The following is an 18,788-nucleotide window of genomic DNA, read 5'->3' on the forward strand; positions in this document are numbered from 1 at the left end:
GTGCCGCGCGGACCACACGGGAGTCCGTCATCGCCCAACCTCCGCCGTACTCGCCCATGAGGGGAAGTGGACACCTTCGAACGCCGAAGGGGCCTGTCGCAAGACCCGTTCCGGGTCGTCACCACCTCGTCGCATACCGCTTCCGGGTGCCCCCTACCCCTGGACGGTATAGATCGGCAGGCCGTTCCTCACCTAACGTCATGCCTCGATCGGGTGCGCTGCCGACGGCAGGAGAACGCGCATGGGGTGGGGTTCCGGAGTGCTGGCGATGGCCTGCCTCGCTGTCGGTGTGCTGCACGCCGTGCGGCTCGCCGTGGTGCGGCGCGACGTCGTCGGCGAGGCCTCCCACGTGGCGATGGCGCTGGGCATGGCGGCCATGGCGTCGCCGTTCGGCAACCCGGTGCCGGAACCGGTCTGGACCATGGTGTTCGTGGTCATCGCCACCTGGTTCGCCCTGCTCGTGGTGCGTTCCGGCGGCCTCGGCGGCGAGCGCGGGCACCATGTCGTGGGCAGTGTGGCGATGCTGTTCATGCTCGCCGTCGAGCACGGGAGCGCCTCCTCGGCAGGAGGGCACATGGCCGGCATGGGAGGCGCATCTCACGGCTCGGGCTCCGTGGTCGTCATCGCTTCGGCGGTCGCCATCGCATTGGCCGGGTATTTCGGCTGGCACACGCTCCGATGTGCCGATCGGTGCCGGCGGACGGAGTGCGCCGACCAGCCGCCCTCCGTCACGGTCGGGAACGCGACATCCGGCGCATCCGTCGCCGTGCGTCCTGTCTGGTCGCTCCGCACTCCGCAGACCGCCGCTGCGGGGCACCTGGTGCTGGCCGTGTCGATGTCGGCCATGCTCCTGACGATGGTGTGAGCCCTGCTCGTCGAGGTGTCACTCGACGGCGTCGAGGCGGTCGGACCAGTTGCTGCGGGTGCGCTCGATCCACGCGCCCGCCTCGGCCAGCGGTGTGATGTCGAGCCGGTACAGCCGCCGCTGGGCCTCACCCCGCCAGACGACGAGTCCCGCGTCCCGCAGCACCCGAAGGTGGCGGGACACCGCGGGCCGCGACGTCGAGAACTCAGCGGCCAGTTCGCCTGCCGTGCGCTCGCCGGAGGCGACCAACTCGAGGATGCGTCGCCGGGTGGAGTCGGCGAGTGCCTCGAAAACGGCGTTCGACATGAGAATCCGCAACTGCTCCCGTACGTGACCGTCGACTGACGAAGGCGGACCAGCCCGGGCGCGAGGGGGGTACGCCCGGGCCGGTCCTGGACGGGCGGCGCGGTGGCCGCCCTGGTCGGACGGGTCAGCCCCCGCTGCCCGTGCTCTGTTTGTCGGCCACCACCGCGCCGGTGGCCGCGTCGAGCGTCAACGGGCGTGCCCTGTCCTGGCCCGTGAAGTCGAACATGTTCGACAGGTCGCCTGCGCGGTCGTCGTACGAGGAGTCACCGATCCGGCCCGTCGACCAGTTGTCCTCGATGAACTTCAGGATCGAGGTCTGGTCGGTGCGGGTGTGGTCGACGAAGTTCACCTTGCTGAAGGGCGAGATCACCTCGAGCGGGAGCCGCGGGCCGTAACCACAGCGGTCGGCGTACCCACCCGGCCCTGCCGCCGCCGCGGTGCAGATTTCCGAGTCCTGCCCCGGGTCGTTCGAGCCGCTGACGACGGCGTGGGCGTGGTCGTACCAGCCGTCGGAGTCGTCGTAGGCCAGCACGATGGCGGTCGAGTTCCACTCCGGCGACCGCTGGATCTTGTTGACCTCCTCCACGACGAACCGCTGCTCGTCGATCGGGTCGGAGTTGGCAGCATGCCCGTCCTCGTAGGCCGGGGCCTTCAGGAAGCTGACCGCCGGCATGCTGCCCGCCTTCAGCGCGTCGTCGAAGTCGGCCGTGTCGTACTGGTGGTTGGCCTGGTCGGTCCGCCCGATCGCATCCACGGAGGACGGCGGGAGGTGCTTCGGGTTGGCCGTCGACTCGTAGTACTGGAACGGCTCATGGTGCGGGCTGTAGTCGGTGACGCTGACGCCCCCGACGTTCTGGTGCGACTGGCCGCACACCGCGAACCCGTTGGCGTTGCCGGTGGGGCGGAAGCCGCCCTGGAACCAGCCCCAGGTGACGCCCTTGTCGTTCAGCAGGTCACCGATGTTCTTGCCGTCCTGGAACGCGAGGTTGTCGGTGGCCGTGTGGTTCTTGTCGGAGCAGTCGTCGTACGCCGGGTCGGGATCGGTGGTCACGGTGCCGACCCCCTTCGCGTCCGGGGAATTGACGAAGGAGTCCGACGCCGGGTCGTGCGTCACCGACGTGACCGCGTGCGTCCCGTGCGTCTGGCCGGAGATGAGGTTGATCGCCCCGGGCGTGGACGGACCGAACGTCGTGTTGTACGAGTTGTCGCTCATCGCGTAGTGCTGCGCGTAGTTCCACATCGCGGTGACGGTGTTGCCGTCGTAGTAGTCCATCACCAGGCCCGGCTGGCCGAACAGGATCGGCTGGCCCGTGCACTTGTCGGCCTCGGTCTTCTCGACGAACTGATCCATCTTCCCGCCGTCGAACGCCGCTTGCTCGGCGTCGTACCCGTGGTTCTGGTCGCAGGTCAGAGCCTGCGACGGCGAGAGGCGCTGCGGGTTGTAGGCGTTGGGGTTGTGCTCCAGGAGATCGGGTGTGAGCTCGTCGACCTTCGGGGTTTTCTCGTCGGCCGTGAAAGGAGTGCCGTCGGCGTTGGTGGCATGGGGGTAGGTGCCGAAGTAGTGGTCGAACGAGATGTTCTCACCGAAGATCACCACGACGTGCTTGATCGGGGTGGCCGTGTCGTGCTGATCGCCGTGGTCGCCGGCCGGTGGTGGCGTGTCATTGGCGTTCGCCGTGGTCCCGCCGCACGCGGCGAGCACGGTGACCATGGCCAGCGCGCACGCAGCGAGTAGTGAACGCTGTAGGCGCCACCTACTGGCTCTGCTTCCCACTTGTCCTCCTGTTTCGAGAATTCTCCTGAGGGGAGAATCAGGCGAGCAATGCACGGCCGTAGTGATCCGTCGGGCCGGTCACGCCGGGCAACGCGAAGAAATAGCCACCGCCGAACGGCGAGATGTAGTCGACGAGAGGTTCGTCAGCCAGCCTTTCCTGCACGGCCTCGAACTGGCGCCGGAGATCCTGCTGGTAACAGGAGAAGACCAGGCCCATGTCGAGGTTCCCGTTGCTGTCGATTCCGCGGTCGTAGTTCGTCGCGCGGCGCAGTATTCGGCTCGCATCGGTTTCCTGCGTGCGTGGGTTCGCCCGGCGGATATGGCTCGTCAACGGGATCACGGTGCCCACCGGATCGTCCGCGTACTTGGGGATGTCGGTCTCCGCCGCGCCGTCGAGCGGGGCGCCGGTGTCGCGACGGCGGCCGAACATGTTCTCCTGCTCGCCCAGCGACACGCGATCCCAGAACTCCACGAGCATGCGGATCACGCGGACCACCTGATAGCTGCCGCCGGCGGTCCAGGCCGGCTCGCGCGGTTGCCCACTGCCCACCCACACCAGCCGGTCCATCTCGGCCGCGTCCTCCACGTCGGGGTTCGCGATGCCGTCCTTGAAACCCATGAGGTTGCGGGGGGTGCCGGACGGGCGGGGCGGCGAGGTGAATCCGTCGACGCGCCAGCGCAGCTGCATGCCCCCGCGGGTGGCGCGGGCGATGTCGCGCAGGGCGTGCGCCACCGTGTCGCGCGAGGACGCCGAGAGCGTCAGGCTCAGGTCGCCGTGGCACTGGGCCTGGTCGAGCGCGTCGTTGGGGAACGTCGGCATCGTCGTCAGCCGCGCAGGCTTGCCGGCGGCGAGCCCGAAGCGGTCGTCGAAGAGCGACGCCCCGACACCGACGATCACGGCCAGGTCGCCGGGTGGCACCACCGGTCCGAGCACGCCGGAGTCCGGCGGGGGTGCCGTGATGCCCACTGCAGGCGGGTCGCCGCCCGCGGTCAGGAACCGGGCCCGATCGGTGACGGCGCGCAGCAGGTCGGTCAGCTCGGCGCGGTTCGCGGCGATGACGTCGAACGCCGCGACGGTTCCCGCGTCGGCAGGCGGACGCAGGATCGCCGCCTGACGGGGGCCGTGGAACGGCACCGCTGGGGTCCCGCTGCCGCCATCGGCGGCTGCGGCCACTCCGCCTCCGGCCACGGCGGCAGCCGTGAACCCGGCCCCGACCAGCGCCCGGCGCAGGAACGAGCGGCGCGGCAGCCCCGCGCTCACGAGACGCGCCTCGGCGCGAGGATGTCGGCGATCGGTGCGAGCTGTTCGGTCAGCTCCGCGATCGTGCCGTCGATCTTCTCCCGCTCGCCGCGGTCGAGCGCGCCGACCGGCGTCCAGGTCCCGTCGGGACGGCGGGCGGCCTGCACGGCCGCGGTGGCGCGGTCCAGCCACGAGTCCACTGTGGGGAGCGCGGGCATCCGCGGCTGGAGCACGGGCCGCAGTACGTCCAGCACGGTCCGGGTGCCCTCGATGTTGGCGAGGGTGGTGGCGAGGCTGGTGCCGCTGCCGTAGTCGGTGCGGCCGGTGACCTCGAACTGGAGCGCGTCCTCCATGATCTCGTGGGCACGCAGCGCCATGTCGTTCGGATCGATCTGCGCGGCGGGAAAGGTCTGCTGGAGGTCGCGTACGTCGGCGTCGAGCCGGTCGGCCACCGCGGCCAGCGCGCCCATCGGTTCGTCGTGCCAGAGCCCGAACTCGAGGCGGTGGAAGCCGGTGAACCCGGGATCCGCCGTGCCGCCCGCGAGACCGGCGGCGGTGCCGTCGATCGCTGTGGCGGCGTCGTCGAAGGCGCCGTAGGCGGCACCGAGACGTTCGTAGGACAGGTGGGCCGTCAGCCAGGCCGTCTCGCTCGCTTCGCGATCCCCGCGGCGCACAGCTGCGGCGAGCCGGCCGGAGTCGCGGACGAGCGCGTCGATCCCGGTCAGAACCCGCGTCTCGTAGGCCTTCGTGGGGCCGTAGAGGTCCTCTTGCGTCACCGGCACGACGGCAGGGTTCGACGGCAGGCCGCTCCCGCTGATCCGGACCGTCGGTCCCACCACGGCGTCGGCCTCGTCCGGGATGCAGCGGAAGGCGTACTCGCCGTCGCCGAGGCTCACCGGCAGGGCCCGGGTGGTGCCGGAACCGACCCCCTCGACCTCGCCGACGACCGCGCCCGTGGCCGGTTCGATCAGGTCGACGGTGGTCGTGACCGCGCCGGTGTTGTGCACCTGGAACGTCTGCGGCCCCGGCCGGGGACGGGTCCAGTCCCGGCCGCACGACGACCGCGACACGGAGACCACCGGATCGGACGTCGGAGGCTGGGCAGGCGAGGCGGAGGGTGCGGGCCACAGCGTGGCTGCCCCGGTCACGACGAGTGCGACCACTGCGAGCCCGGCGAGTGGCCAGCGGGCCTCTCGTGAGGCAGGCACCGTCTCTGCCCTGCTACGCGTTCGGTGCGGCGAGAGCGGTATGGAACGGAAGAGTGCGCGAAGCGAACCCGCCGAGTGTCCAGCGGGCCTCTCGTGAGGCGGGCACGGTCGTTCTCCTGCTACTCGTTCGGTCCGACGAGAGCAGTATGGAACGGAAAAGAGCGGGAAAACGGAGAGAATAAGCCGCTTTCCCTGTGAGTTCATCAATCATTCGACTGAATGTCGGCGAGGGTTGGCGATCTACGGTGCGATTGCCTGCAATATGGTATTTCGTCCGTATCGAGTATTTACTCCGCTTTTTCTGTCGTCATCCGAAGCGGTTCACCAGGTCCATCACCAGAAGTACGAAGAACAGCGCTGACGCTGCGGTGAGCATGATGTTCGACAGCCATCCGGAGCGGCCCTCAGGGGTGACGAGCTTCGAGTTGAGCAGCAGGATCAGGGTGACGCCGAGGAACGGCATGAAGGCGGCCCCCATCACGCCGTAGACCAGCGTCAGGGTGAAGGGCCGGTCGAAGAACAGCAGCGCCATCGGCGGCAGGGTGAGCCAGAGCAGGTACGCGCGGAACGGGAGGCTCTTCTCGGCCGCGGCGGCCTGGTAGCCCGTGGAGGTGACACTGGCGGCGGCCGCGCCGGGAGAGTCCGCGCTCGCGCCGATCCGGGCCTTCGCCCCGTGTGGCAGCCGGATCGTGCGCGTCCAGTCGGTGAACAGCAGGCTGACCCCGTTCCACGTGCCCAGCAGCGACGTGCTGGTGACGGCCAGGAAGCCGACGAGGAACAGGATCCGCGCCCACTCGCCGTACCGGGCGCCGAGTTCCGTGCCGAGGGTGAGCAGCCCCGTGTCGCTCTCGGTGAGATCCTGGCCGAGCAGGATCTCCGCTCCCACGATGAGCATGGCGATCACGAAGATCGCCGTCATGATGTAGCCGATCGCGTTGTCCAGCCGCATCGTCGCGAGCCAGCCGGTGCCCTTCCAGCCCTTCGCGATCATCCAGTAGCCGTAGGCCGCCATCGTGATCGTGCCGCCGACCCCGCCGATGAGGCCGAGCACGTAGATCAGCGAGCCCTCGGGAAGGCGGGGGACCAGCCCGTTCGCGAGCTCGCCCAGGTCGGGGGAGACGAGGAAGGCGATCGACACCACGGAGACGAACTTGATCAGGACGAGGACGGTCATGAACTTCTCGAAGACGTGGTAGCGCTGCGCCCACACGAGAACGAGGCCGACGACACCGGCGATCATCGCCCAGTACCGCACCGACAGCCCACCGAACAGGGCGTTGAGCGGCAGGCCGACCGCGGACATCGCCGTGGCGCCGTAGACGAAGCCCCAGATGACGATGTAGATGCCGAAGAAGACGGTGGCCCAGTACCCGAGGCGCCGCCAGCCGTCGAGCAGGGTTGCTCCCGAGGCGAGGTTCCAGCGGCCCACACCCTCTCCGAGCGCGAGCTTCAGCGCCGCCCCCAGGACGGCGGCCCAGAGCAGTACCGTGCCGAAGCGGGCGCCTGCCACCATCGTGGCCACCAGATCACCGGCACCGACACCTGTGGCCGCTGCGAGCAGACCCGGTCCGACCTGTTTGACCCTGGCCCCGAATCCAGTAGGCGGCGTCGTCGTTGTGGCGATGTCGGATGCCATGCGCGTCTCGCCCTCTCCATGCCGGAACTTCTCGTCAGGAGGTTTTGGGACGACCGTACGGGTCCGAAGCGATCGCGACCAGGGCCGAGACCGGTCACAGCCCGCACGCGCCCGGTAGCGGCCGCGCGACTAGATTTCTCGGTGTACAAGCAGTACAGGCACGACGGGGAGTGCGGTCATGGCGAGCATCGAAGAGGTCCGAGCCGGCATTGCGCTGGCCAACGACAAGGCCTCGGAGAGTCTCGGTGCACTGCAACAGGCGCATTCCTCGCTGGAACAGGCACAAGGCGCGCTGCTGCGGGTCACCGAGGGCAGCGCGCAGGCCGATGTGTCGGAGGCGAACGGGCTGCTGGCCCAGGCCGTCGGCAGCATCAGCGACGTGCAGCAAGCAGTTCACGCAGCGATCCAGGCCTCCGAGGGCGTTGCGAACCGTCTGTGACGATGCCGTGAGTAGAACGCCGTGAACGAGATGACGCCCGACATCGGGGCCGATCGCGATGAGTGAGCTCGGCGAGATCCGTGCCGCCCTGGCAGGCGTGGCTGCGCAGATGACGAGCGCCTACGAGCAGGCAGGCATCGCACGCACCCGGATCGCCGACGCCGTCGCTGTGCTCTCGGAACTCGGTGAGCAGCACTCCGAGCCGTTGGTCCCCGACGAGCTCCGGCGCGCTGCCGACGAGCTGGAGCGCGGGCTCGGGCTGATCTCCACGGGTGCTGCGGTCGTCGCCGACATCGACGCACGGCTGTAGGCCGGCGTGGCACGTGGGCTGAACCGGCGCCAGCAGCGGATCACCGAGGCCTTCGACGCGCTGTGCGAGGCGGTGGCGGCTGCACTCGGCGCGGCTGAGGGCCGTCGCGACTCCACCATCCGGGCGCACGCCGAGGCCATCGTGGAGATGTGGCTGCGCACCGACGGCCTCGACGCCGTGCAAGCCGACGCGGGGATGCGACCGCTGCTCACCAACCCCGCTTTGTCCGGACCCCTGGAACGTGTCCGGGCCGACCGCAGGGAGGCGTTCGCCGGGTGGCTCGAGGACGGGCCGCGGCGGCTCGCCGACATCCTCCAGGAGGCCGCGCCCGGTGCGGCCGGTCTCGCGCCCGAGCACTGGCTCGCCCGGGTCGGTGCGGTGGACGGCTCGGGGCCGGTGCCCTCCCTGTGGTCGATCGGTACCGGCCGGATCGAGGACGCGGCGCCCGTCGACTTCCCCGTGGCGGTTCCGCTGCTCGACGAGTCGCACCTGCAGGTCAGCTCCGGCCATGAGGGCCGTGCGCGAGCGGAGGCGCTGGTCGAGGGCCTGCTGCTGCGCGTCATGAGCTACTTCCGGCCCGGGATCGTTCAGCTGCACGTCTGGGACGTCGGGCAGTTCACCGGCGCCCTGCCGGGGCTGTACCCGCTGACCCGCACCGGACTGCTCACGGTGCACGACCCGGCCATGCTGCCGCAGCTGCTCGACGAGCTCTCCGACCGCATCCGGCGGGTGCACACCCGTCTGCTCGTCGACGGTCACCCCTCGCTGCGGGCCCTCGCCGAGTCGACGGGCGCGCGCAACGAGCCCTGGATCGTCGCGGTGCTCGTCGGCAACCGGGCACCGCTGAAGGACGACGAGCACCGCCAGCTGCAGCGTGTGGCCCGTGGCGGGCTCGCCTGCGGAGTGCAGCTGGTGCTGCTCGACGTGCCGATGACGATCAACGCGCCCGTCGAGAGCGTGCGCGTGGACGACGCCGGCACGGCGGTGTCGTCGATGACGGGGCCGCACGTCACCGTGGATCTGGAGCCGCCGCTGCCGCCTGCCGAGGTCACGCGCGCGAGTCACGCCATCGCCGACGCCTACGAGAGCTGGCGCAGCCGGATCGGCACCTTCGCCGACGTGCTTCCGCGGCCCGCGCAGTGGGGGAAGGTCCGCTCGGTGTCGAGCCTGCACGCGCCGGTCGGGTTCGCCGACGGGCTGCCCGTGGAGATCGCGCTCGCCGACGCCTCGCCGCACGCGCTGATCGGCGGTCCGAGCGGCTCGGGCAAGACGAACCTGCTGCTCACGATGATCAGCGCGCTCGCTACCCGGTACGACCCTGACGAGCTGGAGTTCTACCTGCTCGACTTCAAGGAGGGCGTGTCCTTCGCCCAGTTCGCGCCCGGTCGGCGCGACCGCACCTGGCTGCCGCACGCCCGGCTCGTCGGCGTCAACATCAACACCGACCGCGAGTTCGGTCTGGCGTTGCTGCAGTTCCTCGCCGACGAGATGCGCCGCCGTGCTGAAGCCGCGAAGGCGTACGAGGTCACCAAGCTGGAGGAGCTGCGCGCGGCCGATCCCGAGGGGCGTTGGCCGCGGATCGTCGCCGTGATCGACGAGTTCCAGTACCTGTTCGCCGAGCGCGATGCCGTGACGCGGGCGGCGACGCTCCTGCTGGAGGACGTCGCCCGGCGTGGGCGATCTCAGGGGATCCATCTGGTGCTGGCGAGCCAGGACGTGTCGGGCATCGAGGCGTTCTGGGGCCGCCCCGCGATCTTCGAGCAGTTCGTGCTGCGGATCGCCCTGCCGCGGGCCCGCCGGGTGCTCGCCGAACTCAACGACGCCAGCCTCGACTTGCCGCGCTGGCACGCGGTGATCAACCACGAGTCCGGGATCAAGCACGGCAACGAGATCGTCCGGCTCCCCGACGCCTCCGGGCAGGGCGCTTCGGGCGACGAGGCCGCCACGTCGAGCGTCGGAGCGGTGCAGCGCGTGCTGCACGAGCGGTACGCCGAGGGCCGCCCGCAGCCGCGTCTGTTCGACGGGAGCAGCTCGCCGCGGTTCAACGACCTCGCGGCGGGGCTCCCGCGCGACGGCGTTCCCCGTGCACTCGTCGGGCAGAACATCGACGTCGCCGGCAGCGCGGCCGCGGTCGGGCTGCCGGACGCACCGGGCCGCAACCTGGGCGTACTCGCGGCCGTCGGACGCGAGGCGGTGCGGGTGCTCGGGGCGGCGGCGGCCTCGCTGGCGGGGCAGTACCCGGCGGGCGGGGTGGACGTCGTGGTGGCCCCGCTGGTCGCGGAGGCGGCGGAGCCGGCAGCCCGGTTGGCCGACCGGATCGCCGCCACCGGCACGCCCGTCGAGATCGTCGGTCTCGACGGCGTGCGCGCTCGGGTCGAGGAGCTCGCGAAGGGCGTCACCGATCGGCTGAGCGGCCCGGCACCCGGCCGTCCCGTCGTGCTGGTGCTCTACGGCGCCGACGCGGCCGACACCGTGCTGGAACGGGAGGGCACCGAGGCGATGCGCAAGCTGATGCGCTTCGGGCCGGAGACCGGTGTGCACGTGCTGGGGTGGTGGCGCAGCGTGCAGCGGTTGCGGGCGCTGCTGATGATGAGCGCGTCCGTCGACGACCTCGGGGCGTGGGTGGCGCTCGACGTCCAGGGTTCCGAGGTACAGGCCCTCGTCCCCGGGATGCTGGTCAACTGGTCACCCCGGCCCGGCCGTGGGCTGTTCTTCGACCGCGCCCAGCACGCTGCGCCCGAGGTGGTCATCGTCCCGTCCCTTCCGGAGGCCGAGTGAGCGCCGCTCGCGAGTACAAGGAGGTCGTCGCCGGGATCACCGCCGCCGCGGCGGCCCTGCACGAGCGGGACCGGGGGCGGGCAACGGATCTGGCCCGGGAACGCATCCGCCTTCACACCGAGATGCTGGGGGCGGGGGAGCGTGCCGCGCTGACCAGGTTCGCGGTGGAGCTGCACTGGGAGGCGGCGCTCGAGGCGTTGTGGATGGAGTCGTGGATGAAGCTGCGGCCACGCCCGGGCCCCGACCCGGACGCCGACCCGGCCGATCTCGACCGGTTCGACGCCGAACTCGAGCGGCGTTCCGCCGATCTGCTCGACGCGGTCCGGCGCCGCCGCTTCGGCCTACCTCCCCTGCGCTGAGCTCTCAGCTCGCGAGGATCACCAGCACTTCGCCGTCGTCGACGGATTGCAGCAGCACGAGGCGGTTGTCGCCCGAGGCGACGAGCCTGGCGGCGGTGTCGGCGTCGACCGTCCGCTTTGCCTGGACCTCGAACTCCGAGGGGTCACCCGAGGCGTCGGTGAGCTGGATCGTGCCGCCGCGGGAAAGGCCGACCGTGCCCGCGGCCTGAGGCAGCGTGATCGCGGTGGTGCCGCCGGTGCGCGTCACCGACGCCGTCCCTGCCCCCGTCGGCGCGGCCACCGGCCCTCCCGCCTTCGCGGCGACGAGATCCAGCGTCGTGCCGTCCGGCAGGCCGACGGTGTTGGGCGGGAGAGTGTCGGCGGCCCCGGCGGTGTCGTCGTCACCGGGCGGCGTGGTGGCCTGCGCCGGTGTGCTGGTGGGTGGCGGGGTGGTGGTGCGGTCGGCGGTCTCGCGCGGCCGGGTGGTCGAGGCGTCGGCACGCGGTGCGCGCGTCGGCGGAGCGGTCGTGGCCTGCGCCGGTGCGCTGCTCGCCGGTGGCGTGGTGGCTCGGACGTCCGACTCCTCGGGCGCGGCGCTCGGGCTGCTCGCGGGTGGTGTGGTGGTGGCCTGCGCCGGTGCGCTGCCTGCGCGGTCGCCGGTTGCCGGCGCCGTGGATTCCGGCGGCGTGGTCGTTCCACCGCCCGTTTGTGGGTCGGCGGCCTGCCCGGTCGTGGTCGACGCATCGCCTGCCGGCGGGGCGGCACTCCCGGACGTCGTCGCGGGGCCGGCTGTGCCCTGCTCCGCGGCCGGACCGGTCGGCGGCGCCTGCGACACGGAACCGTCCGGGGCAGCAGCGGATGTCGGGGCGTCCGGGGCCGGGGCGGCGACGACGCTGGACGGAGCGGGCGCCTGTGTGCCGGGCGCGGGAGTCACCGGGACGTCGTCCGGTGCGGGTGGGGCGGGGAACTCGGCGGGGCCGGGAGGCGCGTCCGGTGCGGGCTCGGGCGGGACGTCGAACGGGAGGTCCGGCGCCTCCAGCAGCCCGGGCGCGTCACGGCCCGCGGCAGGACGGGTGGCGCCGAGGTAGTCGTCCCCCGGATAGCGCACGAAGGCCGTGCGGACCGGCTTGCCGAAGGTCGGGGCGTTGATCATCCGGCCGTTGCCGAGGTAGAGCCCGACGTGGTGCACGCGCTCCGGCACTCCGTAGAACACCAGGTCACCCGGCTCCAGCGGCGCGTCCGCCGGCACGTGCGGGCCGGCGTAGTACTGCGTGTGCGCGGTGCGGGGCAGGGAGATGCCTGCCCAGTCGTAGGCGGCCGTGGTGAGCCCCGAACAGTCGAAACCCGCCTCGCCGGAGAGCGGTCCGTCCCCGCCCCATACGTAGGGCAGACCGCGTTGCACCATCGCGAAGGCGATCGCGACCGCAGCCGCGGTGCCGGGCTTGGCCGTGGTGGTGATCCTCGGTACGTCAGGAATGCGGGCCGGGGGCGGCAGTGCTGCGGTGGGCACGGCGAGGGTCGCCGGATCGCCCAGGTCGGCGATCGTCAGGCCGAGAACGATCGGGCCCGTGCGGCCGGGGTTGGCCCCGCCGAGCTTCCGGCCGAAGGATGCGGGCCGCACCGGTGCGGTGACCTGCTCCGGCACGACCTCCTCGGCCGCTGCCGGGGCTGCGTCGACGTCCTGGGCCGGGAGAGTCACCAGGACGACACCGACCAACGCGAGGACGGCGACGGCGACCGCGGGCCACCGGGGAATGCGGTGGCGCTCGTTCGTCACGTCGGCACCTCCTCGCCCGGTAGGTAGCCCGATCGTGCCTCTCGTCGCATCCGGACGCTAGACGAGCGGGACGAACCACCCGGGCGTTCGCCCGGCCGTCACCGGCGCGAAAGGAGGACCATGGAGCCGTGATCTTCACCGACGCGCGCGAAATCGCCAGGATGCTGAGGGCCAAGGAAGTGTCGGCCCGTGAGGTGCTCGCGGCGCACCTCGCACAGATCGAGCGCTGCAACCCCGAGGTCAATGCGGTCGTCACGCTCGTCGCCGACCGCGCAGCCGAGGAGGCCGCGGCCGCTGACGAGCGGCTGGTCCACGGCGAGGAGATCGGGCCGCTGCACGGCCTGCCCATCGCGCACAAGGACACCCACGACACCGCTGGGATCCGCACCACGTACGGGTCACCGCTGCTGGCCGACAACGTGCCCGCGCGCGACGCCCTGGTGGTGGAGCGGATCCGGTCCGCGGGTGCGATCACGATCGGCAAGACGAACGTTCCGGAGTTCGCCGCAGGGAGCCACACCGTCAACCCCGTCTTCGGAGCGACGCACAACCCCTATGACCTGGGGCGATCGGCCGGTGGGAGCAGCGGCGGCGCCGCGGCGGCGCTCGCCTGCGGGATGCATGTGCTCGCCGACGGCAGCGACATGGGCGGGTCGTTGCGCAATCCGGCCTCGTTCTGCAACGTGGTCGGGCTGCGCCCCTCACCCGGACGTGTGCCGGTGTGGCCGACCGCGGCGCCGTGGTCGAGCCTCTCGGTGACGGGGCCGATGGCCCGCACGGTCTCCGACGTGGGGCTCCTGCTCAGCGTGCTGGCCGGACCGGACCCGCGCGACCGCTCGGCCCTCGACACTCCCGGATCGGAGTTCGCCGCCGAGCCGCCCACCGACGTCCGTGGCCTGCGCGTGGCCCTGGCGCCCGACCTCGGTGGGAGGGTGCCGGTGGATCCGGACGTCCGCGCCGTGATCGAGAAGACCGCAAGTGTGTTCGAGGGGCTCGGTTGCGCGGTCGAACCCGCCTGCCCTGATCTCACCGGCGCCGACGAGGCGTTCCGGACGTTGCGGGCGTGGCTGTTCGAGCTCGGTTTCTCGGCGTTGCTCGACGAGCATCCCGACTCCCTCAAGGCGACGCTTCGCGAGAACATCCTCATCGGTCGGGGGCTCACCGGTCCGGACGTCAGCCGTGCCCACGCCGTCCAGGCGGCGCTCCACGAGCGCATGCGGGAGTTCTTCGACCGCTACGACGTGCTGCTCGCACCGGTGAGCCAGGTGCCGCCGTTCCCGGTCGAGTCGGAGTACCCCACGGAGGTGGCAGGCGTGCCGATGCGCGACTACCTCGAGTGGATGGGCTCGGCCTACCTGATCTCGGTGACGGGCTGCCCGGCGCTGTCCGTGCCCGCGGGGTTCACGCCGGGCGGTCTGCCCGTCGGCGTGCAGATGGTCGGTCCCTACCGGGGAGAGGCGGGGCTGCTGCGGATCGGGCGGGCGTTCGAGCAGGCCACGGGTCACGGGCTGGTCCGGCCCGCGCTCGCCGTTCCCGCCGCCTGACGCTTTATTACCGGGTCGCGGAACCGCGCGTCACGGTTCCGCGACCCGGAGGGTCGGGGAGCGGACATCTCAGGCTGAGAAACGGCGTTGTCGAGGCCGAACGCCCTCTCGGAGCCGCGCGACCTTCGCCCGCGAACCGGGCGGCTCGCGCACTCAGGCCGGGCGACTCGCGGGCGTCAGGCGTAGCAGGTCGCGGTGGGCGTGCAGGGCGGCGAGCAGCGTCTCCAGGTCCCCGGCCGTGTTGTAGCAATGCGGCGAGACCCGTAGGTTGCCGGCGCGCGACGAGGTGACGATGCCGTCGTTCTCCAGCCGCGCCACGAGCTGCTCGACATCCGTGGACGCAATCGCAACCATCGGGCCGCGGCGGGCCGGGTCCTTCGGTGTGGCGACCACACCGCCCATGGCGACGACCTCGTCGATCAGCCGGTCGTTGAGCCCGCGGACGTGCGCGGCGGTCGCCTCGATGCCGATCTCCAGCATCAGCTCGACTCCCGCGATGGCCGCGTACACCGAGGGGATCGGCGGCGTACCCGCCTCGAACCGCCGCGCGTTCGCCGCCGGGCGGTAGCGGTCGACGCGCATCGCGAAGATGTCCTCGTCCGCGAACCACCCCGTCGAGGTCGGGACGACGTCAGCGGTGGTCGCGGGGTTCGCGTAGAGGAACCCGATCCCGGGCGAGCCGAGCAGGTACTTCAGCGCGCCCCCGGTCACGAAGTCGACGCCCAGCGCGCCGACGTCGATCGGTACCGCGCCCACGGACTGGTAGGTGTCCAGCAGGACGAGCGCGCCGCGTTCGTGGGCGAGCCGCGTGATCGCCTCGACGTCCAGCAGGCTTCCGTTGAGATAGCAGACGTGCGTGATCGACACGATCGCCGTGCGCTCGTCGATCACCTCCGCGAACCGGTCGAGCGAGAGCGTGTTGTCGCCCTCCGCGGAAACGTGCACCACCCGCGCGCCCCGCCGCTCCTGGGCGTGCCAGATCTGCCCGATCGTCGGGAACTCGAGCTCGGTGGTGACCACGGTGTCGCGCTCGCCGAAGTCGAGCGCCGACGCCAACGCGCTGACGCCTGCTGAGGCCGAGGCCGTGACCGCAATGCTGTTCGGGTCGGCGTGCAGCACCCGGGCGAACGCGCTGCGTGCCTGCTCGCTGCGCTCGACCCAGTGGCTCCACAGCGACCCCTCGGCCTCGAGCCCGGCCAGGTAATCGCCGTACGCGGCTCGCACCGCGTCCGAGAGCGCTCCCTGCGAGCAGCTGTTGAGGTACACCCGGTTCTCGAAGATCGGGAACCGGTGCCGGATCGTCTCCGCGAGGGTTCCCCCGCCGGTCACACTGCTCATCTCGTGCCTTTCCACTGCCGGCCTCAGCCGATCCGCCCCGAGCCGACCACCAGCTGCCTGCGCACCGAGAGCGCAGCCTCCCGGTGTCCCTCGCGCTCCGCCGCGAGGTTGCGCTCGGGGCACCAGTGCAGCCGGCCTGCCGCGAGCGTGCAGGCGGGCCGGTGCAGGACGTCGATGCTCTCGGTGGGGTCGCCGGGGACCGCGACGACGTCGGCTGCCAGCCCGGTGGCGAGCTGCCCGGTCACCGCGTCGAGTCCGCACGCCGCCGCCGCTCGGTGCGTGGCCGCTGCGATGATCTCGCGGGTGGACATCCCGGCGTCGGCGAGCACGTCGAGCCCGTCCGCGTAGTTCTCGAACGGGACGAGGCCGATGCCGGCGTCCGTGCCGGCAACCAGCTCGATGCCCGCCTCCCGCATCGCACGCAGGTTCGCGATCAGGGCGTCGCGCTCGTCCCACGGGCAGAAGTAGGGGTCGGGCAGGCATGCGGTGTTCATCGTGGGACAGACGACGATCCCGCGCTCGACGATCCGCCGCGCGATCTCCGGGTCGAACCGGGAGCCGCTCTCGGTGACCCAGCCGCAGTGCTCGATCATGTCGACCCCGGCTTCAACGGCGCGGCGGATGCCTTCCACCCCGAGCGCGTGCGTGGTGACGGGCATGCCGAGCCGATGCGCCTCCTCGACGCAGGCCTGCAGCTCCTCGACGGTGTAGCGGGCGTGCCAGGGGCGGCTGCCTGCGGTCATGAACCCGCCGGTGGACATGATCTTGATGACGTCGGTGCGCTGCTTTGCCCGGATCCGGACCTCCCGCACCACCTCGAGCGCGCTGTCGGCCTCCCCGCCCATCGTCCACGCGTGCCCGGCGGTGACGGTGATCGGCGCGTTGGCCACCTGCAGTCGCGGGCCGGGGACGAGGCCGTCACGCACGGCGTCGCGGATCGTGGTGGCCAGGGCGCCGCGACAGCCCAGGTCGCGGGCGGTGGTGACTCCGGCGTCCAGCAGCCGGCCGGCGCTGTTGACCATCCGGCACGCCAGTTCGGCGTCGGTGGCGGTCAGCTCGCTGACCGTGGACGTCTCGCTTCCGTCCATCGCCAGGTGGACGTGGCAGTCGATCAGGCCTGGCATCAGTGTGTGGTCACCGAGCTCAACCAGGCGGACGTCCGGCGCGGCTTGGAGGGAGACCTCGGCCCACGGGCCGACCGCGGCGATCCGGCCGTCCATGGCCAGCACCGCACCGTCCTCGAGAACGGGGGCGTCCGCATGCGGCAGCAACCGGTCCGCTCGCAGGAGGACAGCTGCGGATCCGCTCCCAAAGTTGCTCATCGAGGGTCGACGGTAGAGCTGGATTTAACCTCAGTCAACGATGTTCAAGCACATTGACAAGTCCGGATCTTGGTTGCAGTGTGTTCACGATCACCGCCAGTGGCGTGCCAGCGCGTGACCGAGGGAGACCACCGTGGCCAGTACGTCGGACGGGCCGCCACCTACGGCCGGCACGGTGCCGGAACCGGGGCGTCGCTGGTACCGCCTGCTCCTCGTGTTGCCGTTCCTATGGTGCATCGCCGCGGTGCCGTGGGCAGGGCACGTGCCCTATGCGTTCGGGCATGTGCCGTTCCTGCTGGTGTGGATGGTGGCGGGCGTGTTGATCGGGAGCGCCGCGATCGGCGTCGTCTACCTGTTGGACGCTCGCCACGGCTGCCTCGACGAGGCGTAGGAGCCACGCATGACGTACCTCATCGCGCTGCTGGTGGGCGTCGGATCGATCGTGGTCGGAGCCGTGCTCGCCGCCCGCGGCAAGCAGCTCGACATCGCCGAGTGGGCGGTCGGTGGCCGCAGCTTCGGCAGCTTCCTCTTCTGGTTCATCCTGGCCGGGGAAACGTTCACGACCTTCGCGCTGCTGGGTGCGTCCCAGAGCGTCTACGTCGACGGTGCGGCCGGCTACTACGTGCTGGGCACCGTGGTGCTGACCTCCGCGATCGGCTACTGGGTGGTGCCCAAGATCTGGCGGGCCGGCAAGACCCACGGCCTGATGACCGAAGGCGACTACTTCACCGCACGGTTCGACGCGCCCTGGCTGGGCGCGGTCCTGGCGTTGTTCGGCATCGTCGGGCTGCTGCTCTACTCCGAGGTACAGCTGACCGGGCTCTCACTGGTGCTGCAGACCCTCTTCGGCCAGGGCCTCTCGGCCACCTGGTACGTCGTGATCGCCGGGCTCGCCGTCGTCGTGTTCATCTTCACGGGCGGAATGCGCAGCGCCGCGTTCGGCGCCGTGGTCAAGGACATCCTGCTGCTGGTGGTTCTCCTCGCCATCGCGTTCACCGCCGCCGAGGCGGCCGGCGTGAACGGCTGGGGCGGGATCTTCGACGCCGTCGCTCGCGAGCACCCGGCCGCGGCGACGCTGCCCGGGATGACGACGGGCACGGCGAGCAACGACTGGTGGTGGATGAGCTTCCTGCTGCTCACCCCCATCGGGGCCTTCGTACTGCCGCACTCGTTCCAGGTGTCCTTCAGCGCGAGGAACGTGGCGACGGTGCGGCGCAACCAGATCGTCCAGCCGCTGTACTCGTTGTTCTACATCCTGATCATCGTGATCGCGCTGGCCGCGCTGCTGACACACCCCGGGCTGAAGGGGTCGCAGGCCAACGGCTCGCTCCTGATCTTCGTCCGGGAGCATTCCCCCGACTGGCTGGTCGGCCTGCTCGCAGGCGCCGGCATCCTCGTGGCGCTCGTACCCACCGCGGTGCTGCTCCTGACCTGCAGCACCCTGTTCACCCGCAACGTCTACGCGCTGGCCCGGCGCACCGCGACCGACCGGGAGCAGCTGCAGGTCAGCCGGATCGGCGTGGTCGTGCTCGCTGCTGTCGCCGTCGCCGTCACCACGACCCAGAACACCGCGCTGGTCAACATCATGGTGAACGTCTACAACGCGATCGGGCAGCTCGCCCCGGCCCTGTTCCTCTCGCTGCTGTGGCGGCGGGTCACGGCGGTCGGCGCGCTGTGTGGCGTGGTCGTCGGAGCGGCCGCCATCGTGTTCCCACCGCTCAACGCCGCCCTGCTGGCTTTGTGCCCGACGGGCACCGTGATCGGGCTGCCCGCCCTCGTCCTCAACATCGTGGTGACCGTGCTGGTGAGCCTCGTGACCCGGCCACCGGGTCGGGCGGCGATCGCCGTCGGCATGCCGGAGGCGGCGCCGGTGGCCGAGGTGCCGGCCGGCAGCAGCCCGCTGCGAGGATGAG

General features: G+C 71.2%; 15 protein-coding genes and 1 pseudogene. 8 read left to right on the forward strand and 8 right to left on the reverse strand.

Annotated features, from left to right (window positions below; all coding sequences use genetic code 11):
* Positions 1 to 241: 241 nt before the first annotated feature.
* Positions 242 to 865 carry a DUF5134 domain-containing protein gene (locus MMF94_RS08475; RefSeq protein WP_241035752.1) on the forward strand — a complete coding sequence of 208 codons (624 nt, stop codon included), beginning with the start codon at positions 242 to 244 and terminating at the stop codon, positions 863 to 865.
* An 18-nt stretch (positions 866 to 883) separates the two neighbouring features.
* On the opposite strand, the gene MMF94_RS08480 is transcribed toward MMF94_RS08475, so the two are convergent.
* The 5 genes from MMF94_RS08480 to MMF94_RS08500 all read right to left on the reverse strand — a co-directional run bounded on the left by MMF94_RS08480 (position 884) and on the right by MMF94_RS08500 (position 7,029).
* Positions 884 to 1,171, reverse strand: a complete 288-nt coding sequence (locus MMF94_RS08480) for a metalloregulator ArsR/SmtB family transcription factor (protein ID WP_241035753.1) — start codon at positions 1,169 to 1,171, stop codon at positions 884 to 886.
* Positions 1,172 to 1,295: 124 nt separating this feature from the next.
* Entirely contained in the window at positions 1,296 to 2,882 is a 1,587-nt protein-coding gene (locus tag MMF94_RS08485; RefSeq protein WP_241036018.1) for a phospholipase C, read from the reverse strand.
* Between the two features lie 100 nt (positions 2,883 to 2,982).
* Positions 2,983 to 4,206, reverse strand: a complete 1,224-nt coding sequence (locus MMF94_RS08490) for a Dyp-type peroxidase (RefSeq protein ID WP_241035754.1) — start codon at positions 4,204 to 4,206, stop codon at positions 2,983 to 2,985.
* Positions 4,203 to 5,393 (reverse strand): EfeM/EfeO family lipoprotein, encoded by a 1,191-nt coding sequence (locus MMF94_RS08495; protein ID WP_241035755.1) that lies wholly within the window; start codon positions 5,391 to 5,393, stop codon positions 4,203 to 4,205. Before MMF94_RS08495 ends, MMF94_RS08490 begins: the two co-directional genes overlap by 4 nt.
* A gap of 307 nt (positions 5,394 to 5,700) precedes the next feature.
* On the reverse strand, positions 5,701 to 7,029 hold the full coding sequence (locus MMF94_RS08500) for an Nramp family divalent metal transporter (protein WP_241035756.1): 1,329 nt from the start codon (positions 7,027 to 7,029) through the stop codon (positions 5,701 to 5,703).
* A 178-nt stretch (positions 7,030 to 7,207) separates the two neighbouring features.
* On the opposite strand from MMF94_RS08500, the gene MMF94_RS08505 reads away from it, so the two are divergent.
* The 4 genes from MMF94_RS08505 to MMF94_RS08520 are packed head-to-tail and all read left to right on the forward strand — an operon-like array spanning position 7,208 to position 10,915.
* Entirely contained in the window at positions 7,208 to 7,468 is a 261-nt protein-coding gene (locus MMF94_RS08505; RefSeq protein ID WP_241035757.1) for a hypothetical protein, read from the forward strand.
* 58 nt (positions 7,469 to 7,526) lie between these two features.
* Positions 7,527 to 7,778, forward strand: coding sequence for a hypothetical protein (locus MMF94_RS08510; RefSeq protein ID WP_241035758.1), 252 nt, complete (start codon positions 7,527 to 7,529; stop codon positions 7,776 to 7,778).
* A 6-nt stretch (positions 7,779 to 7,784) separates the two neighbouring features.
* Positions 7,785 to 10,556 (forward strand): FtsK/SpoIIIE domain-containing protein, encoded by a 2,772-nt coding sequence (locus MMF94_RS08515; protein WP_241035759.1) that lies wholly within the window; start codon positions 7,785 to 7,787, stop codon positions 10,554 to 10,556.
* Complete coding sequence (locus MMF94_RS08520; protein ID WP_241035760.1) at positions 10,553 to 10,915, forward strand: hypothetical protein; 363 nt, start codon at positions 10,553 to 10,555, stop codon at positions 10,913 to 10,915. Before MMF94_RS08515 ends, MMF94_RS08520 begins: the two co-directional genes overlap by 4 nt.
* Positions 10,916 to 11,957: 1,042 nt before the next feature.
* Here MMF94_RS08520 and MMF94_RS43725 read toward each other — a convergent pair.
* Positions 11,958 to 12,335: pseudogene (locus tag MMF94_RS43725) on the reverse strand (C40 family peptidase); the annotation flags it as partial.
* A 497-nt stretch (positions 12,336 to 12,832) separates the two neighbouring features.
* Here MMF94_RS43725 and MMF94_RS08530 point away from each other — a divergent pair.
* Positions 12,833 to 14,215: an amidase gene (locus MMF94_RS08530; protein WP_241036019.1), complete on the forward strand. Its 1,383-nt coding sequence runs from the start codon at positions 12,833 to 12,835 to the stop codon at positions 14,213 to 14,215.
* Positions 14,216 to 14,368: 153 nt separating this feature from the next.
* Here the strand turns inward: MMF94_RS08530 and MMF94_RS08535 are convergent, their stop codons facing one another.
* Both MMF94_RS08535 and MMF94_RS08540 read right to left on the reverse strand, forming a co-directional pair.
* On the reverse strand, positions 14,369 to 15,553 hold the full coding sequence (locus MMF94_RS08535) for an aminotransferase class V-fold PLP-dependent enzyme (protein WP_241035761.1): 1,185 nt from the start codon (positions 15,551 to 15,553) through the stop codon (positions 14,369 to 14,371).
* 23 nt (positions 15,554 to 15,576) lie between these two features.
* Positions 15,577 to 16,875 carry a metal-dependent hydrolase family protein gene (locus MMF94_RS08540; RefSeq protein ID WP_241035762.1) on the reverse strand — a complete coding sequence of 433 codons (1,299 nt, stop codon included), beginning with the start codon at positions 16,873 to 16,875 and terminating at the stop codon, positions 15,577 to 15,579.
* Between the two features lie 133 nt (positions 16,876 to 17,008).
* On the opposite strand from MMF94_RS08540, the gene MMF94_RS08545 reads away from it, so the two are divergent.
* Together MMF94_RS08545 and MMF94_RS08550 are read left to right on the forward strand one after the other, a co-directional pair.
* Positions 17,009 to 17,266 (forward strand): DUF3311 domain-containing protein, encoded by a 258-nt coding sequence (locus MMF94_RS08545; RefSeq protein WP_241035763.1) that lies wholly within the window; start codon positions 17,009 to 17,011, stop codon positions 17,264 to 17,266.
* 9 nt (positions 17,267 to 17,275) lie between these two features.
* Positions 17,276 to 18,787 carry a sodium:solute symporter family protein gene (locus tag MMF94_RS08550; RefSeq protein ID WP_241035764.1) on the forward strand — a complete coding sequence of 504 codons (1,512 nt, stop codon included), beginning with the start codon at positions 17,276 to 17,278 and terminating at the stop codon, positions 18,785 to 18,787.
* The last annotated feature ends 1 nt before the right edge of the window (position 18,788 follow it).

Origin of the sequence: Pseudonocardia alaniniphila (assembly GCF_022524485.1) — a bacterium.
Lineage (GTDB): Bacteria > Actinomycetota > Actinomycetes > Mycobacteriales > Pseudonocardiaceae > Pseudonocardia > Pseudonocardia alaniniphila.